35 protein-coding genes are annotated in these 25,145 nt (G+C 44.2%); 8 read left to right on the top strand and 27 right to left on the bottom strand.

The window, feature by feature from the left end:
• Positions 1-23: 23 nt before the first annotated feature.
• From ACQCVE_RS03015 to ACQCVE_RS03030, 4 genes are all read right to left on the bottom strand, one after another.
• Positions 24-671 carry a PspA/IM30 family protein gene (locus ACQCVE_RS03015; protein WP_426861566.1) on the bottom strand — a complete coding sequence of 216 codons (648 nt, stop codon included), beginning with the start codon at positions 669-671 and terminating at the stop codon, positions 24-26.
• 18 nt (positions 672-689) lie between these two features.
• On the bottom strand, positions 690-1,040 hold the full coding sequence (locus ACQCVE_RS03020; RefSeq protein ID WP_426861567.1) for a flagellar basal body rod protein: 351 nt from the start codon (positions 1,038-1,040) through the stop codon (positions 690-692).
• 359 nt (positions 1,041-1,399) lie between these two features.
• Entirely contained in the window at positions 1,400-2,026 is a 627-nt protein-coding gene (locus ACQCVE_RS03025; protein ID WP_426861569.1) for a class F sortase, read from the bottom strand.
• Positions 2,001-2,795, bottom strand: coding sequence for a DUF4397 domain-containing protein (locus ACQCVE_RS03030; protein ID WP_426844314.1), 795 nt, complete (start codon positions 2,793-2,795; stop codon positions 2,001-2,003). Before ACQCVE_RS03030 ends, ACQCVE_RS03025 begins: the two co-directional genes overlap by 26 nt.
• A gap of 316 nt (positions 2,796-3,111) precedes the next feature.
• On the opposite strand from ACQCVE_RS03030, the gene ACQCVE_RS03035 reads away from it, so the two are divergent.
• Positions 3,112-3,411, top strand: a complete 300-nt coding sequence (locus ACQCVE_RS03035) for a HesB/YadR/YfhF family protein (RefSeq protein WP_426844315.1) — start codon at positions 3,112-3,114, stop codon at positions 3,409-3,411.
• 127 nt (positions 3,412-3,538) lie between these two features.
• Here ACQCVE_RS03035 and ACQCVE_RS03040 read toward each other — a convergent pair whose 3' ends face one another.
• From ACQCVE_RS03040 to acnA, 7 genes are all read right to left on the bottom strand, one after another.
• A complete protein-coding gene (locus ACQCVE_RS03040) occupies positions 3,539-3,844 on the bottom strand; it encodes a hypothetical protein (RefSeq protein WP_426861571.1) in 306 nt (101 codons plus the stop codon).
• A complete protein-coding gene (locus tag ACQCVE_RS03045) occupies positions 3,844-4,269 on the bottom strand; it encodes an acyl-CoA thioesterase (RefSeq protein ID WP_426861573.1) in 426 nt (141 codons plus the stop codon). Before ACQCVE_RS03045 ends, ACQCVE_RS03040 begins: the two co-directional genes overlap by 1 nt.
• A gap of 199 nt (positions 4,270-4,468) precedes the next feature.
• A complete protein-coding gene (gene tlp / locus ACQCVE_RS03050; RefSeq protein ID WP_426844318.1) occupies positions 4,469-4,705 on the bottom strand; it encodes a small acid-soluble spore protein Tlp in 237 nt (78 codons plus the stop codon).
• 25 nt (positions 4,706-4,730) lie between these two features.
• Positions 4,731-4,874: an acid-soluble spore protein N gene (locus tag ACQCVE_RS03055; RefSeq protein ID WP_426844319.1), complete on the bottom strand. Its 144-nt coding sequence runs from the start codon at positions 4,872-4,874 to the stop codon at positions 4,731-4,733.
• A gap of 54 nt (positions 4,875-4,928) precedes the next feature.
• Positions 4,929-5,063: an FbpB family small basic protein gene (locus tag ACQCVE_RS03060; RefSeq protein WP_426861771.1), complete on the bottom strand. Its 135-nt coding sequence runs from the start codon at positions 5,061-5,063 to the stop codon at positions 4,929-4,931.
• Positions 5,064-5,133: 70 nt separating this feature from the next.
• The gene (locus tag ACQCVE_RS03065; protein ID WP_426861575.1) at positions 5,134-5,640 is read right to left on the bottom strand and encodes a peroxiredoxin family protein; all 507 of its coding nucleotides are present in this window, start codon (positions 5,638-5,640) and stop codon (positions 5,134-5,136) included.
• Between the two features lie 340 nt (positions 5,641-5,980).
• Positions 5,981-8,707: an aconitate hydratase AcnA gene (gene acnA, locus ACQCVE_RS03070; RefSeq protein ID WP_426861577.1), complete on the bottom strand. Its 2,727-nt coding sequence runs from the start codon at positions 8,705-8,707 to the stop codon at positions 5,981-5,983.
• 243 nt (positions 8,708-8,950) lie between these two features.
• Here acnA and sspO point away from each other — a divergent pair, with 243 nt between their 5' ends.
• The gene (sspO, locus tag ACQCVE_RS03075) at positions 8,951-9,100 is read left to right on the top strand and encodes a small acid-soluble spore protein O (RefSeq protein ID WP_426844322.1); all 150 of its coding nucleotides are present in this window, start codon (positions 8,951-8,953) and stop codon (positions 9,098-9,100) included.
• 257 nt (positions 9,101-9,357) lie between these two features.
• On the opposite strand, the gene ACQCVE_RS03080 is transcribed toward sspO, so the two are convergent.
• Positions 9,358-9,618, bottom strand: coding sequence for a hypothetical protein (locus ACQCVE_RS03080; protein ID WP_426844323.1), 261 nt, complete (start codon positions 9,616-9,618; stop codon positions 9,358-9,360).
• A gap of 115 nt (positions 9,619-9,733) precedes the next feature.
• On the opposite strand from ACQCVE_RS03080, the gene ACQCVE_RS03085 reads away from it, so the two are divergent.
• From ACQCVE_RS03085 to ACQCVE_RS03100, 4 genes are all read left to right on the top strand, one after another.
• Entirely contained in the window at positions 9,734-9,880 is a 147-nt protein-coding gene (locus ACQCVE_RS03085; RefSeq protein WP_426844324.1) for a small acid-soluble spore protein P, read from the top strand.
• 101 nt (positions 9,881-9,981) lie between these two features.
• Positions 9,982-10,368, top strand: coding sequence for a hypothetical protein (locus ACQCVE_RS03090; RefSeq protein WP_426861578.1), 387 nt, complete (start codon positions 9,982-9,984; stop codon positions 10,366-10,368).
• A gap of 99 nt (positions 10,369-10,467) precedes the next feature.
• Positions 10,468-10,710: a spore germination protein gene (locus ACQCVE_RS03095; protein WP_426844326.1), complete on the top strand. Its 243-nt coding sequence runs from the start codon at positions 10,468-10,470 to the stop codon at positions 10,708-10,710.
• 122 nt (positions 10,711-10,832) lie between these two features.
• Entirely contained in the window at positions 10,833-11,258 is a 426-nt protein-coding gene (locus ACQCVE_RS03100; protein WP_426844590.1) for a DUF2621 domain-containing protein, read from the top strand.
• Between the two features lie 40 nt (positions 11,259-11,298).
• Here ACQCVE_RS03100 and ACQCVE_RS03105 read toward each other — a convergent pair whose 3' ends face one another.
• The 3 genes from ACQCVE_RS03105 to ACQCVE_RS03115 all read right to left on the bottom strand — a co-directional run bounded on the left by ACQCVE_RS03105 (position 11,299) and on the right by ACQCVE_RS03115 (position 13,082).
• Positions 11,299-11,784 carry a CcdC family protein gene (locus ACQCVE_RS03105; protein ID WP_426844327.1) on the bottom strand — a complete coding sequence of 162 codons (486 nt, stop codon included), beginning with the start codon at positions 11,782-11,784 and terminating at the stop codon, positions 11,299-11,301.
• 131 nt (positions 11,785-11,915) lie between these two features.
• Positions 11,916-12,275, bottom strand: a complete 360-nt coding sequence (locus ACQCVE_RS03110) for a response regulator (protein WP_426844328.1) — start codon at positions 12,273-12,275, stop codon at positions 11,916-11,918.
• Between the two features lie 102 nt (positions 12,276-12,377).
• On the bottom strand, positions 12,378-13,082 hold the full coding sequence (locus ACQCVE_RS03115) for a cytochrome c biogenesis CcdA family protein (RefSeq protein ID WP_426844329.1): 705 nt from the start codon (positions 13,080-13,082) through the stop codon (positions 12,378-12,380).
• Between the two features lie 272 nt (positions 13,083-13,354).
• Here ACQCVE_RS03115 and ACQCVE_RS03120 point away from each other — a divergent pair, with 272 nt between their 5' ends.
• Positions 13,355-13,531 carry an aspartyl-phosphate phosphatase Spo0E family protein gene (locus ACQCVE_RS03120; protein WP_426844330.1) on the top strand — a complete coding sequence of 59 codons (177 nt, stop codon included), beginning with the start codon at positions 13,355-13,357 and terminating at the stop codon, positions 13,529-13,531.
• A 383-nt stretch (positions 13,532-13,914) separates the two neighbouring features.
• Here the strand turns inward: ACQCVE_RS03120 and ACQCVE_RS03125 are convergent, their stop codons facing one another.
• From ACQCVE_RS03125 to yneA, 6 genes are all read right to left on the bottom strand, one after another.
• Positions 13,915-14,136 carry a YneF family protein gene (locus ACQCVE_RS03125; RefSeq protein WP_426844331.1) on the bottom strand — a complete coding sequence of 74 codons (222 nt, stop codon included), beginning with the start codon at positions 14,134-14,136 and terminating at the stop codon, positions 13,915-13,917.
• 85 nt (positions 14,137-14,221) lie between these two features.
• Positions 14,222-14,668 (bottom strand): sporulation inhibitor of replication protein SirA, encoded by a 447-nt coding sequence (sirA, locus tag ACQCVE_RS03130; protein ID WP_426844332.1) that lies wholly within the window; start codon positions 14,666-14,668, stop codon positions 14,222-14,224.
• A 272-nt stretch (positions 14,669-14,940) separates the two neighbouring features.
• Positions 14,941-16,950: a transketolase gene (gene tkt / locus ACQCVE_RS03135; protein ID WP_426844333.1), complete on the bottom strand. Its 2,010-nt coding sequence runs from the start codon at positions 16,948-16,950 to the stop codon at positions 14,941-14,943.
• Between the two features lie 95 nt (positions 16,951-17,045).
• Positions 17,046-17,276: a DUF896 domain-containing protein gene (locus tag ACQCVE_RS03140; protein WP_426861579.1), complete on the bottom strand. Its 231-nt coding sequence runs from the start codon at positions 17,274-17,276 to the stop codon at positions 17,046-17,048.
• A gap of 109 nt (positions 17,277-17,385) precedes the next feature.
• Positions 17,386-18,048, bottom strand: coding sequence for a YneB family resolvase-like protein (locus tag ACQCVE_RS03145; RefSeq protein ID WP_426844335.1), 663 nt, complete (start codon positions 18,046-18,048; stop codon positions 17,386-17,388).
• Between the two features lie 8 nt (positions 18,049-18,056).
• A complete protein-coding gene (gene yneA / locus ACQCVE_RS03150; protein WP_426844336.1) occupies positions 18,057-18,377 on the bottom strand; it encodes a cell division suppressor protein YneA in 321 nt (106 codons plus the stop codon).
• Positions 18,378-18,528: 151 nt separating this feature from the next.
• Here yneA and lexA point away from each other — a divergent pair, with 151 nt between their 5' ends.
• Complete coding sequence (gene lexA, locus ACQCVE_RS03155; RefSeq protein WP_426844337.1) at positions 18,529-19,146, top strand: transcriptional repressor LexA; 618 nt, start codon at positions 18,529-18,531, stop codon at positions 19,144-19,146.
• A gap of 68 nt (positions 19,147-19,214) precedes the next feature.
• On the opposite strand, the gene cysI is transcribed toward lexA, so the two are convergent.
• The 6 genes from cysI to ACQCVE_RS03185 form a co-directional block, all read right to left on the bottom strand.
• On the bottom strand, positions 19,215-20,930 hold the full coding sequence (gene cysI / locus ACQCVE_RS03160; RefSeq protein WP_426844338.1) for an assimilatory sulfite reductase (NADPH) hemoprotein subunit: 1,716 nt from the start codon (positions 20,928-20,930) through the stop codon (positions 19,215-19,217).
• Between the two features lie 27 nt (positions 20,931-20,957).
• The gene (locus ACQCVE_RS03165; protein WP_426844339.1) at positions 20,958-22,760 is read right to left on the bottom strand and encodes an assimilatory sulfite reductase (NADPH) flavoprotein subunit; all 1,803 of its coding nucleotides are present in this window, start codon (positions 22,758-22,760) and stop codon (positions 20,958-20,960) included.
• A gap of 280 nt (positions 22,761-23,040) precedes the next feature.
• A complete protein-coding gene (locus ACQCVE_RS03170) occupies positions 23,041-23,337 on the bottom strand; it encodes a putative quinol monooxygenase (protein ID WP_426844340.1) in 297 nt (98 codons plus the stop codon).
• 21 nt (positions 23,338-23,358) lie between these two features.
• A complete protein-coding gene (locus tag ACQCVE_RS03175) occupies positions 23,359-23,985 on the bottom strand; it encodes a nitroreductase family protein (RefSeq protein WP_426844342.1) in 627 nt (208 codons plus the stop codon).
• Positions 23,986-24,024: 39 nt separating this feature from the next.
• Positions 24,025-24,456 carry a MarR family winged helix-turn-helix transcriptional regulator gene (locus tag ACQCVE_RS03180; protein WP_426844343.1) on the bottom strand — a complete coding sequence of 144 codons (432 nt, stop codon included), beginning with the start codon at positions 24,454-24,456 and terminating at the stop codon, positions 24,025-24,027.
• 147 nt (positions 24,457-24,603) lie between these two features.
• Complete coding sequence (locus tag ACQCVE_RS03185) at positions 24,604-25,062, bottom strand: NUDIX hydrolase (RefSeq protein WP_426844344.1); 459 nt, start codon at positions 25,060-25,062, stop codon at positions 24,604-24,606.
• Positions 25,063-25,145: the final 83 nt, after the last annotated feature.

A 25,145-nucleotide genomic window follows, 5' to 3' on the forward strand; every position in this document is an offset into this window, starting at 1 on the left:
TTTAATTAGAATACCACGTTTATTCAGGATGGAGTATTGGTTTTTTCCAGCTCTAACCCTTTTTCAAGGGCCTCTGTTTTGGCATCAATCGTGCTTCTGTAATAATTGGTTTGGACCTGATATTCGAGACGGTCAATATAGCGCTCCATTTCGTCAAATCGGGCCTGGGATGCGTACGATCTCTCAGAAGAATGAAGAACAGTGTTCATTTTCGCCTGAGCCCGGGCTGTATTTTCTCTTCCCATCAGCTCAAGCCTTCTTAAATTCATGTCCTTCAGCTTGTGTTTCATTTCTTCATATTTTTGCTCCAGGTTTTCAAGCTGGCTTGAAGCCTCCTGGGTAGCAAGAGTGAGCCGCTGTTCCCGTTCCGTATATTGTTCATGTTCTTTTAAAGCAAATTGCATCAGTTCCCGTTCCCCCGCCCGTTCTGCCACTTCTGCCTGATGCTTTCGTTTAGCAGCCATCCTGCCTGCATCCTGAAGCTCCCTCTGAAATTCATCCTTAAGCTTATACTGTCTTTCCACAAGAGATCTTACATTTTCCGTTTCTTTCTCGCATTCTCTTAAGTACTGATTCAGCATAGAAATTGGGTTCTTTTCTTCTTTATGATCAAGGATGGCGTGCAGATCTGCCGAAATGCTGTCTTTCATTCGTGTAAATAAATTTGACATTTTCCATTCAAGCCTTTCTTATTTGGATTTGGTTAAGTCTGCCCATTGGCGTTCAAAATTTTCAAATGGATCATCCGTTTTTGCTTTTGGATTCTGCTTCGTTTCTTTTAAGCTTCTCACAATTTTGATGAGAACATATAAGGCTGCCAGACCGAAGATTGCCGGTAAATTTGCGGCGGAAGCGCTCAATGCGATGAGCCCGACAATAGCCCAAAAAACTTTTTTTCCTGCTGAATCGGTTTTCATAAATCCTTTAAAGGCGAAATAAAGGATGACTGCACTTATGGCCAAGCCGATGATGTGTCCGGTGTTTGCCAGTAAAATGATGGCTGCAGCCACTCCTGCCAGTACTAACCCTGTTTTCTTCATAGATTTCCTCCTCCCTTCATGTTCTTATCTTACCTTGCCGGTGTTTTTCTCATAATGAGCTCCGGCCATATTTTGCAGTAAGTCTCGAGGCTTATTTGTAACTTTATTGATTGTTTATTTTATTACGGGTTTAGGTTTATAGTGATTATTTAGCACATAGTTTAATTTCATCATTCAAGTAAGCTATGTTAGTTTCAGTGCGTTATGTAAAGATTTATCATGCCGCGAAGCATGAATACTCACCCGTTCCCGGTTAACGAAAAAAGCACCCAGAGGGTTGCTCTGAGTGCTTTTCACATTCGTTATTCTTCTGGCGGTCTATTACAAGCAGAGCCTCTGCTTCTGCTTCTTCAAATCCGTTAAGCCGGCTCATCTTTCAGTACAGTATAAACAACGAGACGTTCTAGATGTGTTCTCTTCGACTGGTCATAAATTCCGGTACAGGTGATCAGGTTAAGGCCCTTCCGATCAGATGGTCCGAAAATCTGTTGAATTGGCGCGTCATCATAAGGATAGGCTTCTGCCTTTTCAACGATAAAAGTCAGCTTCGTCCCTTTTGCATCGGTTATAAGAACTTCATCCCCAGGCTTTAAACTGTTTAATTTAAAGAAGACTGCCGGACCTGTTTTATTGTCTACATGACCGGCAATGACAGCATTTCCGTAATCACCGGGCTTTGCTCCCTGCTTGTACCAAGCTGTATTCTCATCCTTTTCTGGAACACCCATCGAGCCGTCTTCAAGCAGTCCGGTTTTCTCTACAGCTGTAACGATTCCAAGCTTTGGTATTTCGATTGATTCCGGGACAATTCCCTCTTGCTCACTCTGAGACGGCTGGTCGGAAGCTGCCGCAGATTTCAAAGAAGCGGCAGGTTTCGGTTCGCTTATCACTGGCGCAGTCAAATCTGCCGCTCCTTCTCCAGCCGAACTGCACCCTGCCAGGATGCCTAGAAGCAGAACATTACTGAGCGCTTTTCTTTTTCCCATAAATCACTAAAGCTCCCAGTCCAGCTGCTGCTGCTGCAAACATAGCCCAAGGCGCTTGGCTTTCAGAGGCTCCGCCCATTCCTGTTTTCGGCATTTCTGATGGCATCATTGGATCCTCTAATACGATGGCATCAAGAGCAGGATCGTTTTCAAGAAAACCTACAGCTAAAACGGTATACGTCATGTTTTCTTTAAGCTCTGTTCCTGAAAGATCCAAAACCGCATCCATTGATCCGGCAGCTCTTACTTCGAGATCATAGCTTCCAGGGTCTACTTCCATATATTCTGTAACTCCCTTAAATTCAGCGCCCGGGAAAAGCACATCGCCGTCTTTTACCGCTACATCCACCGCCGGTGCATCAGGAGAGAAATGGCCTACACGGATTTTAGCTTTTCCTTCTGAAACCATCGTATCGTCATTCAGGACTTGCAGTTCAAGATTATCAAGGGTATTGACAGCAGCAGCCGTATACATTTTGCCGGCTTCTACTGTTAAATCAGCTGAAATAACTGGCTCTCCGTCTGCAACGGTTCCTGCTGCAAAGATTTCTACTTTATGTTCCCCAGCAGGTACAGCCATGAATTCAGTAGCAGCTTTAAACTCTGCTCCTTCTACTACAGTATTGCCATCTACCGTTACATCAACAGCTGGAGCATCCGGTGAAGCATGTACGATTCGAACCATAGCATCCTTTGATTCTGCCGCCATTGCAGCTGTTCCCATTAATGCAAATACCATTACGATTGCAAGCATAGCTAATTTTTTCATCCTGATTCTCTCCCTTTATTTTATTTTGATTGAGCTGATAATCTTGAACGGCCCTCCTATCTACACTTTATATACAAATCTTATACAATACCTATATGTTATGTCAAAAGTCCGCATGTTCTGACAGCACATTCAAATTTTTTACTGTATTTGTATGGTTATTTAGAACATAGTTTAATCAAATAAATATAGATGCTTTTATGTTCAAATTAGCCGTACTTTTCCCTTTCTGGCACGCTGTTTTCGGCTAATCATTCGCGTTTGCAGCCATTCATGGATTATAATGTAGGAATCAATGGATAAAGGAGGAGCTTGCATGAAAATCAAAGTAAAGGATCAGGCTGCCAAATGGTATCAGGAAGAATTGCGGCTGGAGACAGGAGACTCTGTCCGCTTTTTTGTGCGGTATGGGGGTGCAAGTAAAATCCAGAAGGGCTTTAGCCTTGGTATTGTAAAAGAAGAAAAGGAAGAAGCCGGGGTGTCTACCGAGGCTGAGGGGATTAAATTTTACGTCAATGAACAAGACCTTTGGTATTTCGATGGGAATGATTTGATTGTGGATTTTGACACAGAGCGTAACGAGCCTGTTTTTGATTATGAAGAGGGAACTGGTTGACCTGCGCGGCATATTATTTTCTCCCATCCTGAGATGATCAATGCTGCAGGACATAGAGCGGGCCGGGATACCCTTCCGGCGGTCCCGGCCCGTCTGTCCTGTTTGAATCGGAATAATGCTTGAATAATTAAGTATAAATTTTAAATTTTTGCATCGTCTTGTACATTTTATAGTGCATCAATACTTCGGCCTGCTTAGCTCCCATTAAGTCAAAATGAGGAAAATCACTCCGGCTGTCAATCCATTGCTCCTGAAGTCCAAAGCCTTTTCCCCAGTCAGCAAGCTTTCGGATATCGCTGCAGCCCGCTTTTGTAACTGATTTAGCTTCAGGAAACCGGTCATCTTGCCAAAAATGGGTGAGAAATGCAATTTCCCCCCTTGCAACAGCTCTCTTCCACTGCTGAAGGTCCTCTCTTTTAATGCCGAATGCCATTACATCCCGCTTCCGGCAGCATTTCTGTATGCTGCATCCCAATCGGGGAAATGTTTTTTTATATTAATGGGTCTAAAAGTTTCTTTTTTCACACAGACATGTGAAGAGGAAGCCTTAATCGCCAATTCTCCATCCGGCGTGAACATTTCATATTCATAACTGACCCGGATGCCAGTGTATTCTTTCACCCTTGTATGAATCTCTGCCTTCTGGCCATATCTCAGCGGCTTTTTATATTCAACCTGTAAATCCACCACTGGCGACAGAATTCCATCCTCCTCCATTTTGGCATAGGAAAAACCGAGATCTTCAATTAGCCTCGTTCTCCCTATTTCCATCCAGACCAAATAGTTGGCATGATAAACGATTCCCATTTGGTCCGTCTCTGCATATCTTACATCCACTGCTGTTCTCGACGTAAACATCTCTTCTCTCCTAACTTTATTCTTTATGTATTCCGTTTTATATTTTATCACGGCTTAAAATGGCATACAAAAACAGAAGCCTCAATGTGATTATTTGGAACATAGTTTATTTAACATATGTACAGCACTCGATCGAAACAGAATCCATGCCAAGTACGAACAAAGCCAACGAAAAAAACCGGCAAAAGCCGGCTTACTTTCATTCGGATTTATATCCATTTTCACGGGCATGTGCCTCATCCTGAATTTCGGATCTCATGGCAGCAATCGAATCTTCCCTGCGTTTGTTTTTCTCTTGAATTCTGTGTCGTTCTTCTTCGTTTGCAAGTCCCATTGACTCATGAGCCTTTTCAATGTTTTGAATGGTGTTCTGCACCATATCCTGCAATTTTTCCACATTATCTGAACGGTCATCCGGGTTGGACTTATATCCCATAGCTTTCACCCTCCAAAATTTCCGGCTATTCGCCTTTTGTTTGTATTACCTGTGCATGCTGGTTAGACTTATCCTGCATTTTCTTGCCTTTATTTCCGCCAAATCCCCTTGATTTTGTTCCAATATGATTAGGGGTAAAATGGCTTTGCTTGTCATTGGAATTGGTCATAAAAACAGCCTCCTTCCGGTGTTTATTTTGCCCGAAGGAGGCTGTTTCATGAATTTATTTTTCACTGTAACGCTGTTCTAATTTATCTTCGATCTTGCTTAAAAAGGCTTCATCCTTCAGCAATTCTTTTTTGTTTTCCATAACTAATTCTTCGAATGACAGCTTTTTGATTTTTCTCAAAAGCTTCACCTCCATATGTATTAGCGACAGTATCGCCCTGTCTGCAGATTTTTATACATAGGAAGGCGGGTATGGTTCGTTAAGAGTCAGCGAATTCCTCCAGGGTTCCGCGGTCCACCATGCCTCTCTGGATTTTTTGAATGATGCCCTCCTCGTCAAGAAAATACGTTGTTGGATAACTGAATACTTCGTACTGGCTCAGCACTTCTGAATTCACATCCATTAAAACAGGAAATTTCATTGCATGGCTGTCAACAAATGTTCTTACAGCCTCTTCACTTGCTTCAGAACCTGTGTAGTTGATTGCCAAAACAACAAGATCATCCGAATGCTTTGCGGAAATTTCTTTAAATTCAGGTATTTCTTCCTTACATGGCGGGCACCACGTAGCCCAGAAATTAACAATCACTTTTTTCCCTTTATAATCGGCAAGGTGTGTTTCGTTCCCATTGATCAGAGGCAGGCTGAATTCAGGCGCTTTGTTCCCTTGATCAAGCCCGACCTCAGGTTCTTTTGGCCATAAAGCCTGCCAGGCAGCAGAGATGATCAGTACCGCTAATACAGCAATGGCTGCAATCCGTTTCATTATGGCTCTTCCCTTCTCCCGTAGTCTGTACTATATGTATGCAATAATTTTACTTTAAAACCATCTATAAGGACAGACCCGACAAAGAAAGAGGGTGTCCTGGAAGGCATTAGCTTCCGGACACCCTCTGGGATTTCTCACTTAAGCTGCAGACGCTTATTCTTCTTAAACCGGCCTGACCCGCTCCTATAATACGAATGCCAAAAAAAGAAGAAATGAGAGCCGATTGATGCCTTGAGGGATATCCCCATTATATGCCCCAACACCAGCAGATAAAAAAAGAGGTGACTCTCCGGCCGAAATAAATTCGACCTCAAGAGTCAGCCCCTTCATACCCTGTTTATGCTTTTAATTTATCACGCAATACCATCGGCAGGATTCCGCCATGTCGGTAATAATCGATTTCGACTTCACTGTCAAAACGAACAAGCGCTTCAAACTCAATGGAACTGCCGTTTTCATCTGTTGCACGGACTTCTACAAAATCGCGCGGTTTAACAGATTCATCAATCGCCACTTCAAAAACTTCCTTGCCAGTCAATCCAAGAGATTCTGCACTGTCTCCTTCTTTGAACTGGAGAGGAAGCACACCCATAAGAACAAGATTGCTTCTATGGATCCGCTCGTAGCTTTCAGCAATCACGGTTTTGATCCCGAGAAGAGTCGTTCCTTTAGCTGCCCAGTCGCGGGAGCTGCCCATGCCGTAATCTTTTCCGCCGATCACCATAAGCCCTGTTCCATCCTGCTTGTATTTCATGCAAGCTTCATAAATGGATGTAACTTCGCCTGTCGGCCAATAGGTTGTAAATCCGCCTTCTGTGCCCGGTGCAATCTGATTGCGGATCCGGATGTTGGCAAAAGTTCCGCGCATCATTACCTCATGGTTACCGCGGCGGGAACCGTAGGAATTAAAGTCCCTTGGTGAAACCCCTTTTTCCTGCAGATAGCGTCCGGCAGGAGTATCCTTTCCAATCGAACCGGCTGGTGAAATGTGATCTGTCGTAACAGAATCTCCAAACTTCCCGACTATGCGAAGTCCTGTCAAAGGTTTGACGGTACCCGGCTCCGGAGACATTCCTTCAAAGAATGTTGGCGCCTGAATGTATGTGGAATTTTCATCCCATACGTATTGTGCTTCATCTGTCGTCTCAATTTCATTCCAGCGGGCATTGTCATCAAACACGCGGTCATACTCTTTGCGGAAAAGCTCTGGAGTAACCGTTCTGGCCACAACTTCTTTGATTTCTTCTGAAGTAGGCCATATATCATGGAAAAATACATCCTTGCCATCTTTGTCTTTTCCGAATGAATCCTTTTTAAGGTCCACATCCACTGTTCCTGCCAGTGCATAAGCGACGACTAGCGGAGGAGATGCCAGGTAGTTGCCCTTCACGAGCGGGTGGATACGGCCTTCAAAGTTCCGGTTTCCGGAGAGGACAGAAGTGATAAGCAAATCAGCGTCCGCTACTGCTTTTTCAATTTCTTCAGCAAGCGGGCCGGAGTTTCCAATGCATGTCGTACAGCCATAGCCGACTGTATTGAAGCCAAGCTGTTCAAGGTAAGGCATAAGACCTGAATTATTCAAATATCCGGTAACAACTTTTGATCCCGGTGCAAGAGATGTTTTGACATATGACGGCACTTGAAGGCCTTTTTCAACAGCTTTTTTCGCCACCAGGCCGGCACCGATCAATACATATGGGTTAGAGGTATTGGTACAGCTCGTTATCGCTGCAATCGCAATCGCACCTGTTTTCATTACAGTTTCCTCGCCGCTTGCAAGGGTTACCTGAACTTCTTTAGTAAGGTCCTCCGCGTCCAGTCCGAAGCCTTGGTTTCCGAATGGAGCCGCCAGCTGGGAATGGAACGTTTCTTTCATTTCAGAAAGGGGAATCAGATCCTGCGGGCGCTTTGGTCCGGAAAGGTTCGCCTCAATACTGCCCAGATCAATTTCCACAACATCCGTAAAGATTGGATCCACTTTGTCCGGCGTATAGAAAAGATCGTTTTCCTTTGAATAAGCTTCTACGAGATCAATCTGATCCTCATCCCGTCCTGTTAGACGAAGATAATTCAGCGTTTCGCCATCAACAGGGAAGAATCCGCATGTCGCTCCGTATTCCGGTGCCATGTTCGCGATGGTTGCACGGTCTGCCAGAGGAAGCTCAGGCACACCCGGGCCATAAAACTCGACAAATTTTCCTACTACGCCTTTTTGGCGCAAAACCTGGGTTACTTTGAGGGCGAGATCAGTCGCAGTTGTACCTTGCGGCAATTTCCCCGTAAGTTTTACCCCGATTACCTCAGGCACTGGAAAATAAGAAGGCTGGCCAAGCATACCCGCTTCAGCTTCGATTCCGCCTACACCCCAGCCTAAAACACCGATTCCGTTGATCATCGTAGTATGGGAGTCTGTGCCGACCAGAGAATCCGGATACGCAATGGTTTCGGAATCCTTTTCTGCAGCATGCACAACATTTGCCAGATATTCAAGGTTTACCTGATGGACGATTCCGGTTGCTGGCGGTACCGCACGGTAGTTGTCAAAGGCTTTTTTAGCCCAGCTTAAAAATTTATATCTTTCGGCATTTCGCTGAAATTCCAGTTCCATGTTAAATTGCAGGGCATCTTCCGTTCCCGCTTTATCCACTTGAACGGAGTGGTCGATCACGAGGTCCACAGTAATTTCCGGATTAATTTTATCCGGATCCCCACCCATTTCAGCCATTGCTTTTCTTAAGGAAGCCAAGTCCACCACGGCCGGAACGCCCGTAAAATCCTGAAGGATAACACGGGAAGGCTTAAAAGGCACATCAATATCTTTTTGCTCACTTGTGCCCCATTTGGCAAGGTTCTCAACGTGCTCTTTTTTAATTACATGTCCATCGACCTGTCTCAAAACAGATTCAAGAAGAACTTTAATGGAATACGGCAATTTCGTAACCTGGCCGATCCCTGCATCTTCAAGCGCTTTCAAAGAGTAGTAATGATACGTTTTCCCTCTTAAATCGAAGGATTTGCGAGCTTTAAAAACATCCTGATTATTCAATTGCTGCTGTTCTGCCATGTGTTACTCCCCCTTAAAGAAAACTGTCGAAAGCGGCTTAAAACCGCCGCTGCAAACTTCACAATTCAATCTTAATACAACTTTATACATAAGTAAATATCAATGATGTTATTGATGATTATAAGGATATCTTATAGAAAAGAAAATTCTTTATTTTTCTAAAATATAAAAATTTGCCTGGATTGCACCTTCTGCATCAAATCAGCTTGCAGGGACACACTTTCGTATAAGGGGGTGAATGAAGTGGCCAAAAGAAAAGCCAATCACCTGATTGAAGGAATGAACGCAGCCGGTGCACAAGGCCAAGGAGCCGGCTATAATGAAGAATATCAAAATGAACCGCTGACTGCAGAACAAAGACAAAACAACAAAAAACGCAAAAAGAATCAATAATACAGAGGCTGTTTAAAAAGGCCGCTTGAGAGAAAATATTGGAATAAAAAATCCCCCCGGGCATACCGGGGGTTTAAGTCTTTTTCTTTTAAACTTGGCTGTTGATTTCCGCTGCAGGCGTTCGCTTATGCTTGGGCGGACAGGTGTGAAAAATTAACACCATGCTTTAACAAAGCCTTTCTTTTAATTGGGCTGGTCAGGCTTATCAGCCCGGAAAGCATTGAACAGTAAACGAACTTACTGGACAGACATTCCATTTATTCAGACTTATTGATTTCCGATACAATCCGGTTGATATCATGCTGAAATTTCTCGAGCTGGGACCTCTGATGTTCCGTTGCATTTTCGAGAGCATTTTGTATTTGGGCATTCGTTTCATTAATTTCTTCTTTTAAATGCTTTAGATGAGATCCATAATCAGCACTCGAAGGATTCATTTGCTCATAATGGTGAACGGTTTCAGCAGCTTCCTGCTGCGCAGCCTGAAACGACTGCTGTTTGTTTTTGTGATAGGGCATCGTTATTCTCTCCTTTACCTGTTTGACTGCTCATATCTTTTCCTCCAACGGCAAATGTATGCATGAATACTCCTTCCCCGGAGGCTAAAACTAATCAGACAAGGAGGCGAGATTCATGACGAACAAAAATACAGGCAAGGACATTAGAAAGAATGCGCCTAAAGGCGATCAGCCCGGCCAGCCCGAACCATTAAGCGGGTCAAAAAAAGTAAAAAACAGAAACCATACCCGCCAAAAGCATAATAGCGGACACGATATGTAAAGCACGATCATTTTTTTCCTTCTCATAGGCCTGTTCCATTCACTTTTATCAATCACTTGAATAAAAATAATGGAAAGGTTTTTATGGAGGGTATGACAGCAATGAGTGATTCTAAACGACCCGCTCTTTCTGATTTTGAAGGGCTGGATCAATGGCTGGCTCAGTTTTTGGAAGATCCTTATGCGGACGGACTGGCCAATTCGTTCAGAACAGATGTATACGAAATAAGCGATCAGTACATTATTGAAGCGGACCTGTGCACGGTTTTCCCTAAGCGGCTCGTTATTAGTAAAGACCACAGCAGCTTAACCATCCAAAGTGAATGCTGTGATGGAAAGCTTCTTGAATCTCTGGTTTTTCTCCCATTTGAAATAGACAGCAGAACGCTTAATGCGAAATTTCAGGATGGCTTTCTTGAAATCCATGTGCCTAAGGAAGAACAGTCCGGAAAAGCCGGGACGAACGATAGGATAATTATTCAGCTTTAGCAGAGACCTGTCTCTGCTTTTTTCCATTTTTGGATAAATGCTTATACATGGAATGAAGCCTGTACATATAATGGAAAAAAGCCGGAGGAGAGATAGCAAATGGGAGTATATATTAAAAACCTGGTTATTAATGAGGTTTCGGGAGGTATTGTCCATTTCGGCAATGCGGCGAACATTTCACCTGTAACTGCATCGAAAACCGCAGAAGGCAGCCCTGATATGGAATCGGTGTCATCCGAATCTGCGAACGGCACAGCTTCTCCGCAGGTTCCCTCAGGGCCCATGAAAGATCCTGCCCGTTTAAGAGGAGCCGCAGCCCAGAGACAAAGCCGCTCTAATTGATGTCCTTCCCTGTCCCCGGGGAACGGCTTTCACAAATTGAAGAAAATAAAGCGCTTGCCACTAAACTGAGCCCGTTTCATGTATAATAAAAGAATAAATGGAAACAGTTGGGGTGAAGGATGATGCTGGACGGCTGGTTTCAATGGTTTATCGTATTTTGGGTGTTTTTCCTCGCCGGAATGCTCTCGATCGGCGGATACTTTATGTTCAGAAAATTCTTAAAGCGACTGCCCAAAGAAGATGGGAAATCCGATTTGGACTGGCAGGATCATTATATAAGCCAATCGCGCCATCTGTGGGAGCAGCAGCAGAAAGAGCTGTTAGAGGAATTAGTTGCCCCAGTTCCCGAACTGTTCAGGGATGTGGCAAGGGAGAAAATTGCAGGCAAAATCGGTGAGCTTGCCTTAAGCGAAAAAGCTTCTTTTATCACTCAGGATCATGTAATCAGAGGCTATATTCTGGCCACACCTAAAAGAGATCATAAATTCTTAATAAAAAGACTGAAAGAAAAGAATATCGATCACCGTTCCTATAAAGCAATGTTTTAAGAAAGAAAAGAGCTGCATCCGGGTTACCGGCTGCAGCTTTTTAAGTCGCCTGACTGTTTGGCGGATTAAGCTGGTTTTGTATTTTCTTAAACGATACATACATGGCAATCCTCCAGGGTACAATCATCCCAAAAGCCAGAATCCAGAACATTCCGCTCAGTGCTCCCACATCAATGGATAAACTTAAAACAGACTTCAAGCCAATCCGGAGTGCGAGAAGCGCCACTAGTATGAAAGCAAAGGCCTTGGATCTCTTCAAATAAATTTCATTGTCCCTGATTTCAAACTTGCTTGTTTTAATGAGGAATATCGAAAAAAACATGCCTGCCAGGATCGCTTCCGAAAATTCCGCAAACGTTACACGAAAAAAAGGAAAAACGAACATGAGAGCTCCGGTACTCATAAAAAGCGGCGGCAAGATGATTTTTTTTGCAGATGCAGGCCTCCTGGAGGCTCTCATTCTTACTACCAGCACGATGCAGCCCATAAAAACGGCCAATATAGTAGAAATGATCAGTAAATCCATCCTTTATCATCCCTCGCAGTGTATTGCTTCTATTATAAACCATTTATGCCTAAGTTAACATATGACTCGTCCGCCTTTATCATGCTGCGGAACAAAAAAACCATTTAGACAGACTCTAAATGGCAAATGAACTATCCTAATACACGATCCACAGCTTCCAGCACACGGCTTGCATCAAATGGCTTAATTATAAAATCCTTTGCTCCTGCTTCAATGGCTTCCACAACCATCTTCTGCTGTCCCATTGCAGAGCACATAATCACCTTGGCGGACGGAAATTCCCTCATAATTTCTTTAAGGGCTTCAATCCCATTTTTTTCAGGCATTGTAATATCAAGTGTAACCAGATCGGGAAGAAGCTCCCTGTATTTGCTGACCGCTTCAAACCCATTTTCAGCTTCTCCTGCAATCGTGTGGTTGGCTCCATTTAAAATACTGGTCAGCGTTACTCTCATAAATTTGGCATCATCGACGATTAAAATCCCCGCCATGTTACCCCTCCCCATCATGCTTAGCACTTTTTCTGCCCTTATTATAACAGATTCATAAGAAATATGTAGTAAATTTGTCTCATTTATAATAAATTTATAGGTCTAAAATCCTGAAAAACCTGTCAGCTCAGTGAAAAAAATGATAATCCTGGACAATCCGTCAAAATACAGGATAAGTCCCATCCCCAGCATAACAGTCCCGCCTGTTTTCATAAAGGCACCGGTGTGACGCTTTATCCAATTCATTTTTCCAAGGAAGAATGCCATTAGGAAAAAGGGAACCGAAAATCCCAGCACATAGCTTACCATATAAAGAACACTGGATTCGGGCTGGGAACTGGCAAGTCCCATTACTGAGGTCAGAATGGGTCCAATGCACGGTGACCAGCCAGCGGCAAAACCAAGACCAATTAGTAAAGTACCGGCGTACCCTGCCGGCCTGGTTTTGAATTGAAATTTACGCTCCTTCAAGAGCAGAGCCGGACTAAACACTCCAAGTGTAACAAAACCCATTACGATCATCAAAATAGCACCGAGCTGTCTCAAAAGATTCTGATAATCAATAAAAAAGCGTCCGATAATAGTAGCGCTGTACCCCAACGCAACAAATATAATAGAGAATCCAAGTAAAAAGAAGAATGTATGCAGCAGGCTCTGCCTATTCTGCATCCCCTGATGATGTTTTAAATCCGATACAGTTACCCCGGTTATGTATGATAAAAATGCCGGATACACAGGCAAGCAGCACGGTGAAATAAACGACAGAAACCCCGCACCGAAAGAAAGAAGCACATTCACGTCACTCATTCATTCTCCCCCTCCGTTTCCTGATTGACCAAGTGTTTATGTTTATGCAGTCCCTTCCTTGCAATAAAATTCCCTATCTCTATTTTATCAAGTGCAGCAAGATATAATTGTTTCACTTTATGACAGGGATATGTCAATTTTCTTACAGTTAAATCCAGCATATAGAAGAATTCAGTAAATGCCCTTATAATTTAATAAGATTATTACATCTCCTGCTCCAACCGAATTCCAGGTGCAAGCAGCAGTTCATATAGAAGGGATTTATCGCAGCGATGAAAAAAAGTATACTTAAAGAGATTGAACAGAAACGGGTAGAACTTAATGAAATAGCTGATAAAAACGGTATGTCTTCATCGATTACCATTCGTTACAGTCAGGAACTCGATAAAATGCTCTATGAGTACCAGCAGTTTCAGTCTTCCAATAACGGACAGCGGATCAGCTTATAATTTTGTCAGAAAAGAGATGGCCACTATCGGTCATTTCTTTTATTATATACGAATTCAATCGTTCATTTATTTCGTTTATTGAAAGAATGATCGGTTAACCGATTTGGTAAGAAGCAAATGATCTTTCTGCAGGCACTCATGCACATTTCTTGGTGGCTGTTTCTGTATAGGGATAAGCGAACGGCCGCAGCGGAAAATAAACTCCTGTATAAGACGAAGAACCACCATCCATAGGCTAAGCTGCCAACAGAATAAGTGGTTCGGGAAAGTACAGATTCATTTCAATAAATTCCTATATAGAATTTACCTCACAGTAAAAGCAAGCCTGCAAATGTGTCTTCGAGTATCTATCGTTAAGCGATAAACCCTGCAGCCACAAGGGTCTACTTCAACTGTTGATTGTTCATCGCCTTCATCATTTGGTTGATTTTCTTCTGGGACGGTTTCATTCCCATCTGCATCATCATCATCCGTAGCATATTTTCATTAATTGGCGGATTCTTTTTCAAATAGCTCATCATGTATCTGCGAGCGATAAAGAAACCCAGCGCCACGCCGCCCAAAAGAGCAACTATAATCAGTGTAATGCCGAGCCATAAAGCCATGGTAGTTCCTCCTTCAAGTTCTCTCGTTTACAGTCTACTAAACCCTCGGCAATTATACAATAATTCCTGCCTAATTTCTGCTTTTTTAGACAAATTTTCTTTCCGATATCGGGTTTAGCCAGCCATATCTTCTTGATTGAAAGTCCATTGCGAGAAAACAGGGATTCATTTTACGGAGAATTTCAAAAAATATAGTCTCAGCTTCAAAGCTGCCCTGGGCATCAATTTCCAGATACCTCTCTTTAATCAGAAGGGTAGCCTGTCCAGGATCGCCATTTAACACGATTCTGTGCAAGTCTCCAAGCTGCCTGTACCCCTTTCTCATCATTAAAAATCCGTTCAGCAGCTGATGAATCGATTTTGAAGGAATAGGCTTCGATATATACTCAACCTGCTGTTTAAGCAATGAGTAACGCTCATCATGTATGCTTGTCCAATGATACGTGCGGATTAGATCAAAAATTTTTGATTCCTTGCCAAAATAATGACTTGCAATCTCCTCTTCCATAAAATACACATAGTAATGCCTCAATGGTAATCCCTCCTAAGCCGATGCCGCCCTTTTACTCATTATAACGGGATGGATGGAGTGAAGAGTGTCTTAATACGGAGAGAGGAACCACTAATTATGTCGAATAGAGATAAAAGAAGAGCCGGTATAATGCCGGCTCCTCTTCTCCTCTAATTGATCAGCTCTGTTAACTTGACTGTTGATTACAGCTTGAAGGCGAGCGGCAAGGTTCCTCCCAGGTTGCCTTCCGTTCCAGTCAACAGGTGTGAAAACGAACACTCGATCAATAAATCCTATTTATTCAGTAACGCTTTGACTCTCGCTGCTACATTCTCAGAGGTGAATCCAAATTCTTTCATAATTGTGCTGCCAGGTGCTGATGCCCCAAAACGATTGATTCCAAGTACATCCCCTTCATCTCCTGTGTAACGTTCCCAGCCAAGCGGAGACGCAACCTCGATAGCAAGACGCTTTTTAACTTCTTTTGGAAGAACGGAGCGTTTGTATTCTTCTGATTGCTCTTCAAACCTTTTCCAGGATGGCATGCTGACAACTGAAGCGTGGATGCCCTCCTGCAAAAGTGCTTTCTGAGCTTCTACCGCTAGACCAACCTCAGATCCTGAAGCCAGCAGAAGCACATCTGCCTGCTCTTTATCGGCAGGAGAAACGATGTAAGCTCCTTTTTCCACTCCTGAAGCAGCAAGTTCTGCAGAATGCTCCAGCGTCGGAAGATCCTGTCTTGAAAGGACAAGAGCCGTTGGACTTGATTCTGATGTTACTGCCAGTTTCCAGGCCGCAGCTACTTCGTTGCCATCTGCGGGTCTGATAACATCAAGGTTTGGCATGGCGCGCAGAGAAGCGAGCTGTTCAATCGGCTCATGCGTTGGGCCGTCTTCCCCAACGGCAATGCTGTCGTGTGTAAAGACAAAGGTCACAGGAAGGTTCATAAGCGCAGCAAGACGAATAGCCGGACGCAGGTAATCAGAGAATACGAAGAATGTTCCTCCGAAAACCTTTAGGCCGCCATGCAGAGTCATGCCATTAAGAGCAGCACCCATTGAGAATTCCCTGACACCGAACCAGATGTTGCGCCCGCTGTAGTTATCCGCCGTGAAGTCCTCTACATTTTTAATTGTTGTCTTATTTGAACCTGCAAGGTCAGCAGAGCCTCCAAACAGGTAAGGCACATTTTTGGCTATCGCATTAAGCACTTCTCCTGAAGAAGCTCTGGAAGCGAGTCCTGCACCTGTCTCATAGACAGGAATATCCGCGTCCCATCCTTCAGGAAGCTCGCCGTGGATGGCCCTTGTCAGCTCTTCTGCAAGCTCAGGATACTCTTTTTTATAATCCTCAAAAAGTTCATTCCACTCTTGCTCAGCCTGAGCCCCATGGTCTTTAATGGTTTTGCTGAAATGTTCATACACTTCATCCGGTACATGGAAATCCTTTTCGAAAGTCCACTTGTATGCTTCTTTTGTAAGCTTCGTTTCCTCTGCTCCGAGCGGTGCACCGTGTACCCCTGATGTTCCTGCACGGTTTGGAGAACCAAAGCCGATTGTCGTTTTTACTTCGATGAGAGTCGGCTGATCTTCGTTCTTTTTGGCTTCTTCAATAGCCCGGCCTATTTCATCCGTATCATTTCCATCCTCTACACGCAGAACCTGCCAGCCCATCGCCTCAAAGCGCTGCTGGACGTTTTCGCTGAAAGAGCGGTCAAGATCCCCGTCAAGAGAGATATCATTGGAATCATAAAGAACAATTAACCTGCCAAGCTTTAAGTGGCCGGCAAATGACGAAGCTTCAGAAGAGATTCCTTCCATTAAATCTCCGTCTCCGCAAACGGCAAATGTATGATGGTCTACGATGTTGTATGAACCTCTGTTATATGTATGAGCAAGGTGCCGTTCAGCCATTGCCATGCCGACAGCCATTCCAATTCCCTGTCCAAGCGGACCAGTCGTTGCGTCAACTCCCGGAGTGTGCCCGAATTCAGGATGTCCCGGAGTTTTGCTGTCCCACTGACGGAATGATTTTAAATCCTCCATGGAAACATCGTATCCGGATAAATGAAGCATGCTGTAAAGAAGCATAGAGCCATGTCCGGCTGAAAGAACAAACCGGTCACGGTTAAACCAATTTGGGTTGCCGGGGTTTTGCTTCATAAAATCTACCCAAAGCTTATATGTCATTGGAGCGGAACCCATCGGCATTCCCGGATGCCCTGATTTTGCTTTTTCAATTGCATCAATGGATAACGTACGAATTGTAGCAATGGATAATGAATCAATAGTAGATAATGTCATAATAACCATCCTTTCGTGAACAATTTACCCTCTTATCATATCCGTAGAAAAGAAAATGTACAACCAATAGGCCTGTTAATTTCAACAGGCCCTGGTTAATGCAATCTTTTATTCTTTTCATTTTTCAATTTTTGTGGAGTTACATCATTTCCCTCAGGGTCTACAACCGTTACACTTTTCAGCGTGTTCTTCATAGAACCCCTAAAAGCACGGAGGTACTCTTCACGGAGTCTCTTTTGTTCAAGAAGCTCCTTTTCCGTAAGCCCCTCGGATTTGGACTTTCTTGAAAGAGCATTGATTCTGTCGATTTTTTCTTTAGAAAGCATATTGATTCTCCTTTATAAACCGGCTCTGCCAAAAGCAAAGTTCCTGCATCAAAACTAAAGTTAGTAGTGACATCGTACAAAATATATGAGAAAAAGGCAAACAAACAGATTAGTTCTCCTGTTCGGCTGCCTTTGTTTCTTCCGTATACTCCTGGTATCGCCGATGAACGGTTGCTTTTGAAACGGAATATCCAAATCCTCTAAGGGTAGCGGCAATTTCTGCAAAGGTGAGTTTGCTTGCCCTAAGACGGATAATATCCTCGATAGGAACATCTATTTTGTCTTTCCTTCCGCCTGAGGAGAGATCTGTCAGGTTTTCCTGGGGACGGTAGCCATTTTCTACTGCACGCTTCATTCCCCGTTTAATCTTTAAATTATGTATTTTCCTTTGGTACTCCTCTACAATACCCACTATTTCAAGGACCATTGAATCCGCTTCAGAAAGCTGGTGCTCTCCCTGATGTGAAATCGTAAATACTTTAGCCTTTTCTTTATACAGAAAATGAAGGATGGCCATTCTGGCACTGCCCCTCCCAAGCCTTGTCTCATCCTGAATGAGTATCGCCTCTGCTTCTCTTTTTTTCACCGCATCAAGAAGGGTAAGGATCCCCTCTCTCTCTATTTCATAGCCGCTGGCTTTCTCCATGATGGTCTGCACCGGTTCCATCCCGTGCTCTTCTGCAAGCGAGGAGAGTTCTTCCTTTTGCCTCTGCAGCGATGTCTCCTGTTCTGCCTTATCTGTGCTCACCCTGCAGTAAATTATCGCTTTCAAACAACCACCTACTCTTCTGAAGCTATCATCTTCGCATCTATTTTATACACTTCTTCTTTTTTAACCGGTATATACAGCTCTTCGCCAGGTTTAATGACGAGGGAAGTCATCCTGTTCTCCTTGTTGACCCACTCCACGAATTCAGTACTTGTAAGATCATGTCTGCCTTTGAGCTCTTCCGCAAGATCCCACAGCGTATCGCCTTCACGGATTTCTATTTTAGCATATTTTTCAAGCAGGCTGCTGTTCCCTTTATCAGCGGCTGCGTATAAAATTCCTCCAACAAGAAGTGCGAAAACAGAAATGTAAGCAAATGTAATTTTAGACATTTGAATCCCTCCAGAATGTTTGTTCGTATTTTGATAAATTCATTATAATCCGAACAAACATTCCCAGTCAAGAGGTTTTCGAACTTATGTTTGTATATGCAGGTAAATCATGCTATAATAACTATAAATTACTTACTCTGAGGTGCTAAGGATGAGCAAACTATCAAAAAGGCAACAGGACATTCTGGAATTTATTAAACAGGAAGTCAAAAGCAAAGGCTATCCTCCCTCCGTCCGTGAAATTGGCTTGGCCGTAGGCCTTGCCTCAAGCTCTACCGTGCATGGCCACCTTGCGCGGCTCGAGAATAAAGGATTGATACGGAGAGACCCCACTAAGCCGAGAGCGATTGAAGTACTGAACGAAGAACTGGAAATTCCAAAAAGCAGCGCTGTCAACATCCCGATTATCGGGAAGGTTACAGCAGGGGTTCCTATTACAGCAGTAGAAAACATTGAAGAATATTTCCCGCTGCCCGAACGTCTGGTCCCTCCTGATGACCATGTATTTATGCTTGAAGTTGTAGGAGACAGTATGATTGAAGCGGGAATTCTGGACGGAGACCTTGTGATAGTCCGCCAGCAGCAGTCTGCTAATAATGGAGAGATCGTGGTCGCCATGACGGAAGATGATGAAGCAACCGTCAAGCGCTTTTTCAGAGAAAAGGATTATATCAGGCTTCAGCCGGAAAATTCATCCATGGAGCCTATTATCCTGCGGAATGTTTCAATCTTAGGAAAAGTGATTGGCGTATATCGTACGGTGCATTGAGAGCCTTGTTCGTCAGGACAGGCTTTTTTTCTGCATAAAAAGAAGATGGCTGGCAGCCATCTTCTTTTTTATAACGCATGAAAGTTGGTTCCGTCAGTCGTTGCCCCGATGATGCCGGCACGGATGACATAATCCCCAAAATGTTCTCCTTGTTCTCTTTCCTTTGCGTAGCGGGGCAAAAGCTGCCCGAGCTCATTCAGAATTTCTTCTTCTCCAATGTTCTCTTTGTACATTTTGCTGAGCCGGCTGCCGTCAAAGGCTGCTCCCAAGTACATGTTATACTTTCCGGGAGCTTTTCCGATAAAGCCGATTTCCCCCAGTGCATGGCGGGCACATCCGTTCGGACAGCCGGTCATGCGGATGGTGATCTCTTCTCCCCGAAGACCGTTTATATCCACAATTTCTTCAATCCTGCTGATCAGCTCTGGAAGGTAACGCTCCGCCTCGGCCATAGCCAGACCGCATGTCGGGAGTGCTACACATGCCATCGAACTCCGGCGGAGTGCAGAGTGATGGGCTCCGTCTGTTAAGCCGTATGCTTGAATGAGCCCTTCAATTTCCGCCTTCTTTTCAGCAGCTACATTCGCGATGATAACATTTTGATTGGCAGTAAGGCGGAAATCGCCGGTATGCACTCTCGCGATCTCTTTTAAGCCTGTCTTAAGCTGGTAACCTTCAAAGTCCGCCACACGGCCGCCTTCTACAAACAACGTATAATGCCATGTGCCTTCTGTTCCTTCCACCCAGCCATAACGGTCCCCGTTATGGTCAAAATGAAAATCTTCAGGCTGCCCGAGCTTCCAGCCGAGCCTCTCTTCCAGCTCCTCTTTCACGGTTTCCAGGCCGAGGCGGTCGACTGTATACTTAAAACGTGCGTTCTTTCTTTCAGAACGGTTGCCGTAATCCCGCTGGATGGTAATGATCTTTTCCGACAGCTCCAGAATTTTATCCGGGGTGCAGAAGCCGATGATTTTACCGATTTGAGGATAGGTCTCCTTATCTCCATGAGACATCCCCATTCCTCCGCCAATCATCACATTAAAGCCTTTCAGCAGACCCTTCTCGACGATCGCGATAAAACCAAGGTCCTGCGAGTAGACATCAATATCGTTAGAAGGCGGAACGGCGATGCCGATCTTAAATTTCCTCGGCAAATAAAGCGGACCGTACATCGGTTCAGAAAACTCTTCCTCCCCTGTTACCTTTTCTTCATCCAGCCAGATTTCGTGGTATGCCCTCGTCTTAGGGAGCAAATGCTCACTCAGCTTTTTGGACCATTCGTACACTTCATGATGGATTTCTGACTGATAAGGATTCGGATTGCACATCACGTTCCGGTTTACGTCTCCGCATGCTGCGATCGTGTCCATCATGGATTGATGGATTTCCTTGATCGTATTCTTCATGTTCCACTTTAAAACACCGTGCATCTGAAAGGTCATTCTCGTCGTTAGTTTCAGGGTTCCATTGCCGTTTCTGTCTGCCAGGTCATCCATGACGAGCCATTGTTCCGGTGTGGCCACCCCTCCCGGAAGACGTACCCTCAGCATAAACTGGTATGCAGGTTCAAGCTTTTGTTTTTGACGCTCAATGCGGAGATCCCGGTCATCCTGCAGATAGCTGCCGTGAAATTTCATTAATCTGTTATCATCATCTGAGATGCCGCTGCTGATTTGCTCGAGCATCGATTCCTCGAGAGTCCCGCGCAAAAACCTGCTCTCTTGTTTTATGCGTTCAACATCGCTCGGGCTGCCTTCTGGGGCAGTTAAGATTCGCTTAGACATATTCGATCGAGCTCCTTTCCATGACGTTTAATACACGTCCCGCTGGTACCGTTTTTCCTGCTGCATGGCGGCGATGTATTTTTCCGCCTCTTCTTTTCCCATATTGCCTTCTTTGGCAATGATGGTGATAAGGCTGTTATGAACGTCATGCGCCATATTCTTCTCATCCCCGCATACGTAAACGGCGGCACCGCTTTGAATCCATTCATATAATTCTTTACTGTTCTCGAGCATTCTGTGCTGTACATAAACCTTCTCTGCTGTATCTCTTGAGAACGCTACATTCATTTTTGTCAGGACACCGTCTTTGATCCATTTCTGCCACTCTGTCTGGTAAAGGAAATCTGTGACAAAATGGCGGTCGCCGAAGAACAGCCACGATCTTCCGCCTGCCCCTTTTTCCTCGCGCTCCTGCATAAATGAACGGAAAGGCGCGATACCAGTGCCGGGACCGATCATAATGATCGGGGTATCTCCGTTTTCAGGGAGCTTAAAGTTCTGGTTGGACTGGACGTAGACCGGTAGTTTATCTCCCGGCTGAAGCCGCTCTGCACAGAGGATGGAACACACCCCGCTCCGGGAACGGCCGTATGACTCATAGCGGACGGCTCCAATTGTAAGATGCACTTCTTCAGGATTTGCTTCCAGACTGCTCGCGATCGAGTAAAGGCGGCCCGGAATTTTACGGAGAATCGATAACAAATCCTGTGCCGATCCTTTCCATGGTCCATAATCACGGAGCAGGTCGAGCAGATCGCGGCCTTTCAGATAGGTTTTCAGCTCTTCCTCATGCCCTTCTGACAGCAGCTCTTTCAGCTCTTTGCTGTCTGTCAGCTGGGATGACTGTTCAAGAAGCGGTTTAGTCAGGACGGTAATTTCAAAGTTCGAAGTCAACGCCTCTTTAAGAGATTTAGTCTCTCCCTGCTTGTTGACCTTTACGGTTTCATTTTCGTCCCATTTCATTTCATCTATTATAAGGTTCACGAGAGCCGGGTCGTTTTCCGGGTAAATTCCCAGACTGTCCCCTGGCTCATAGGAGAGGCCGGAACCTTCAAGCGAGAGCTCCAAATGGGTCGTTTCCTTGTCTGAGCCACGCCCGTTGAGATTGATGCTTTCTAATATTTCTGCATAAAATGGATTTGTCCGCGTATACGTGCTTTCGCCTGAGTAGGTAATTTCTTTATTATTGGAAACAGGCTGTGCGGCTGCTCCCTGCAATTCAGCCAATACTTTGTCAAGCCACTCAGCAGCTGGTTCGTCATAATCCAAGTCGCAGTCTGTGCGCGGTGCAAGCCTGCTTGCTCCCAGCTCTTCCAGCCTCAAGTCAAATTCTTTTCCTGTCTGGCAGAATTTCTCGTACGAACTGTCTCCGAGCGACAGTACTGAATAACGCAAACCTTCCAGTTTCGGTGCGCGCTTTCCATGCAGAAATTCATGGAAAGTCAGAGCATTGTCCGGCGGGTCGCCTTCCCCGTGTGTACTTACAGCAATGAGTAGATTTTCAAGCTTTTTCAGAGAATTCGGTTTAAAATCGTTCATGGAGGACACGGTTACTTTAAATCCGTTCTCCTCCAGTTTTTTGCCGCTTTTTGCAGCCAGTCCCTGGGCGTTCCCTGTCTGAGATCCATATAAGATGGTGACTTCTTTAGATACAGGAGCAGATTCATTTTGCTGCTGTGTAACAGCAGTACCAGATGAAGCATCTTGGTCAATGGCAGCCAGATACCCGGCAAGCCACATTTTTTGTGACGGGTTTAAAGATGGCAGAAGCTGGTTCAGCAGATCAGCCTGCTCCTGATTGAATGGACTGTTCGTTACATGTAATGGCAATCTTTACACCTCATTCGTCTGCGTGAATTCATGCGATATCACGATTATACCGATAAAATAAGTCGGCTTTCAACGTAGTCAGTACCCTTGTTAACCCTGATAAATAGATTCCCAGTTAATTTTACAGAAAATTTTAGCATTAGTAAAATATTTTTCTTTTATGATGTTCATCAGTTTTCTTAATAGCTGTTCCAGTCCAGGAAAAAATAGGGACTCACCTTAAACGAACAGGCCTTTCGCAATAAAAAACCCCCGCTGCATTTTAGCGGGGGTTCTAATCTTATCGTTTGATTTCTTCTCCTGCAAAAACTTTTGCCGTCAGTGGAGCCGCAAGGTATTGCGGTGCTTTTTCAACAAATGCCTGAAAATGTGCGCTTTCGTTATGGCTTTGAACCTCTTCCTGACCGCTCCATAGCTCCACCATCGTGTAGACATAATCGCGCTCAGTGCTTTTCATTAATTCATAGGAAACATTGCCGCTCTCTTCTCTTGAAGCGGATACAAGTGCTGTGATTTCTGTTAAAAATTCAGTTTCCTTCTCTGGCTTTACTTGAAATTCTGCATGAATAATGATCATTTTCATTCTCCTTTTCTATTCTTATTTCCACTCGGTAATTTTTTCAGTTGGCAGGCGGTAGGACTGATAGCCTTGATCCGCTGCTTTTCCGATGGACAGCAGCATTACAGGATAATAGCGTTCTTTATCCATCCCGAAAGCTTCTGCGATCTGATCTTTTTCATAGCCGCCGATCGGGTTTGTATCATACCCATGTGCGCGTGCCGCAAGCATCAGCTGCATGGAAACAAGCCCAGAGTCAATCAGGTTCATCTCTTTCAGCTGGTCGTATGAGCTGTTCTCAAAGAATCCTTTGATGGCCGGGACTTGACGGTCGCGTACTTCAGCAGGCATTAAGCCTTTTTCTACAGCCGTATCATAAATTTCATCTAAATAAAGATCGCTTTGCATATCTGCAAAAACTGCAATAACAGCTGAAGAAGTGGCTACTTGAGTCTGGTTGAATTTAGCAAGAGGTGCAAGCTTTGCTTTTCCTTCTTCAGAATCAATGACAAGAAATCTCCATGGCTGCATATTAACAGATGAAGGAGCCAGCGCTGCTTCCGTCAGGATCTCCGTCATTTTCTCTTTGCTGATTTTTACAGCAGGGTCGTAGCTTCGGATGGAGCGGCGCCCTGTGATGATTTGTTTAAAGTCGTTGGTAATCATAGATCATTCTCCTTCTGTTTTTCTAAGATGTGAAGTGCATTATTCGATGTCTTCTATATTTTGCTGCAGCCTAGTCAGCATTCCTCTTAAGCTGCTCCGCTCTTCTTCAGTAAAACCTTTTAACACATTGGAAACAAATTTTTGTTTCTCCTCGCGGTAAGCATCCATTTTTCTGCGCCCTTCATCGGTCAGCTTCACATACGTGAAACGAGTATCCTCCGGATTCTTGCGGCGGGAGACGCTTCCTCTTTCCTCGAGCTGCTTCAAATGCCTTGTCACGGCTGCATGATCGATCTGAACAGCTTTCTGCAATTCCCGCTGGGTCATTTCCTCTTTTTCATAAAGCTTATGCAGGATCTCCAGACGGGACTGGCTGAGGCCTGTGCAGCGCTCAAATTTAGGCACGATCCTTTTATTGACTTCATAAAGTCTGTGGAATAGTTCGTCATCCTCTGCACACCATTCTTTCAATAGCAACCTCCCTTTCTGGAATAGAATCTTACATAGTTGATAGGTCAATCATTGACTCGTCAACTATCTTATAATAAAACGTTACACAGGTCAAATGATTCGAATTCGTTTCGTGTTTTCCTTTCTGCAGTGCATTCTTAATAACCATCATTTGCCCAGTTTTTCGTTAAAAGTACTGATTGGATATATCTTTTTATTTAGTAAGTTATCAATTATTTGCTTTATTAAATGTGGTTCCCTTAAATCTTCATCTTTATATTCTGCAAAGTCAGCCACCTTAATCCACCTGCTGTCAGTAACCCCTTCTTCTTCGAGCTTTAACCGCCCACCAGTAATTTCACCAATAAAATGAAACAGGATCACTTGATTGTTTGTATTACTGATAAAATTATATACGCCAGTAGTCCCAATCAGTTTTATGTCGTATCCTGTTTCCTCTTTCACTTCCCTTTGGGCAGCATAGAGAATGTACTCGCCATATTCAACATGACCACCCGGAAAGGTCCATTTATTGACTGCGGCAGGTTTATTCTCCCTTATGATCAACACTTTATCATCATTTATGATGGATACAGTTACAACTAGAACAATGCCATCTTGAGACATCGATTTCCCCTCAGTTCTTTATAGATTTTCTTGCCGCAAGTAACTTTTTAAAAATTTTCTACTGTCCTTTCTTTTACATTTTT

The sequence above is a fragment of the Metabacillus sp. 113a genome (assembly GCF_050107635.1).
Taxonomy (GTDB): Bacteria; Bacillota; Bacilli; order Bacillales; family Bacillaceae; genus Metabacillus_B.

What these genes read in the sequence shown, in the direction of transcription:
- ACQCVE_RS03015 (WP_426861566.1), bottom strand. Translation starts at nt 671, where the DNA reads ATGTCAAATTTATTTACACGAATGAAAGACAGCATTTCGGCAGATCTG.
- ACQCVE_RS03020 (WP_426861567.1), bottom strand. Translation starts at nt 1,040, where the DNA reads ATGAAGAAAACAGGGTTAGTACTGGCAGGAGTGGCTGCAGCCATCATT.
- ACQCVE_RS03025 (WP_426861569.1), bottom strand. Translation starts at nt 2,026, where the DNA reads ATGGGAAAAAGAAAAGCGCTCAGTAATGTTCTGCTTCTAGGCATCCTG.
- ACQCVE_RS03030 (WP_426844314.1), bottom strand. Translation starts at nt 2,795, where the DNA reads ATGAAAAAATTAGCTATGCTTGCAATCGTAATGGTATTTGCATTAATG.
- ACQCVE_RS03035 (WP_426844315.1), top strand. Translation starts at nt 3,112, where the DNA reads ATGAAAATCAAAGTAAAGGATCAGGCTGCCAAATGGTATCAGGAAGAA.
- ACQCVE_RS03040 (WP_426861571.1), bottom strand. Translation starts at nt 3,844, where the DNA reads ATGGCATTCGGCATTAAAAGAGAGGACCTTCAGCAGTGGAAGAGAGCT.
- ACQCVE_RS03045 (WP_426861573.1), bottom strand. Translation starts at nt 4,269, where the DNA reads ATGTTTACGTCGAGAACAGCAGTGGATGTAAGATATGCAGAGACGGAC.
- tlp (WP_426844318.1), bottom strand. Translation starts at nt 4,705, where the DNA reads ATGGGATATAAGTCCAACCCGGATGACCGTTCAGATAATGTGGAAAAA.
- ACQCVE_RS03055 (WP_426844319.1), bottom strand. Translation starts at nt 4,874, where the DNA reads ATGACCAATTCCAATGACAAGCAAAGCCATTTTACCCCTAATCATATT.
- ACQCVE_RS03065 (WP_426861575.1), bottom strand. Translation starts at nt 5,640, where the DNA reads ATGAAACGGATTGCAGCCATTGCTGTATTAGCGGTACTGATCATCTCT.
- acnA (WP_426861577.1), bottom strand. Translation starts at nt 8,707, where the DNA reads ATGGCAGAACAGCAGCAATTGAATAATCAGGATGTTTTTAAAGCTCGC.
- ACQCVE_RS03080 (WP_426844323.1), bottom strand. Translation starts at nt 9,618, where the DNA reads ATGCCCTATCACAAAAACAAACAGCAGTCGTTTCAGGCTGCGCAGCAG.
- ACQCVE_RS03085 (WP_426844324.1), top strand. Translation starts at nt 9,734, where the DNA reads ATGACGAACAAAAATACAGGCAAGGACATTAGAAAGAATGCGCCTAAA.
- ACQCVE_RS03090 (WP_426861578.1), top strand. Translation starts at nt 9,982, where the DNA reads ATGAGTGATTCTAAACGACCCGCTCTTTCTGATTTTGAAGGGCTGGAT.
- ACQCVE_RS03095 (WP_426844326.1), top strand. Translation starts at nt 10,468, where the DNA reads ATGGGAGTATATATTAAAAACCTGGTTATTAATGAGGTTTCGGGAGGT.
- ACQCVE_RS03100 (WP_426844590.1), top strand. Translation starts at nt 10,833, where the DNA reads ATGCTGGACGGCTGGTTTCAATGGTTTATCGTATTTTGGGTGTTTTTC.
- ACQCVE_RS03105 (WP_426844327.1), bottom strand. Translation starts at nt 11,784, where the DNA reads ATGGATTTACTGATCATTTCTACTATATTGGCCGTTTTTATGGGCTGC.
- ACQCVE_RS03110 (WP_426844328.1), bottom strand. Translation starts at nt 12,275, where the DNA reads ATGGCGGGGATTTTAATCGTCGATGATGCCAAATTTATGAGAGTAACG.
- ACQCVE_RS03115 (WP_426844329.1), bottom strand. Translation starts at nt 13,082, where the DNA reads ATGAGTGACGTGAATGTGCTTCTTTCTTTCGGTGCGGGGTTTCTGTCG.
- ACQCVE_RS03120 (WP_426844330.1), top strand. Translation starts at nt 13,355, where the DNA reads ATGAAAAAAAGTATACTTAAAGAGATTGAACAGAAACGGGTAGAACTT.
- ACQCVE_RS03125 (WP_426844331.1), bottom strand. Translation starts at nt 14,136, where the DNA reads ATGGCTTTATGGCTCGGCATTACACTGATTATAGTTGCTCTTTTGGGC.
- tkt (WP_426844333.1), bottom strand. Translation starts at nt 16,950, where the DNA reads ATGACATTATCTACTATTGATTCATTATCCATTGCTACAATTCGTACG.
- ACQCVE_RS03140 (WP_426861579.1), bottom strand. Translation starts at nt 17,276, where the DNA reads ATGCTTTCTAAAGAAAAAATCGACAGAATCAATGCTCTTTCAAGAAAG.
- yneA (WP_426844336.1), bottom strand. Translation starts at nt 18,377, where the DNA reads ATGTCTAAAATTACATTTGCTTACATTTCTGTTTTCGCACTTCTTGTT.
- lexA (WP_426844337.1), top strand. Translation starts at nt 18,529, where the DNA reads ATGAGCAAACTATCAAAAAGGCAACAGGACATTCTGGAATTTATTAAA.
- cysI (WP_426844338.1), bottom strand. Translation starts at nt 20,930, where the DNA reads ATGTCTAAGCGAATCTTAACTGCCCCAGAAGGCAGCCCGAGCGATGTT.
- ACQCVE_RS03170 (WP_426844340.1), bottom strand. Translation starts at nt 23,337, where the DNA reads ATGATCATTATTCATGCAGAATTTCAAGTAAAGCCAGAGAAGGAAACT.
- ACQCVE_RS03175 (WP_426844342.1), bottom strand. Translation starts at nt 23,985, where the DNA reads ATGATTACCAACGACTTTAAACAAATCATCACAGGGCGCCGCTCCATC.
- ACQCVE_RS03185 (WP_426844344.1), bottom strand. Translation starts at nt 25,062, where the DNA reads ATGTCTCAAGATGGCATTGTTCTAGTTGTAACTGTATCCATCATAAAT.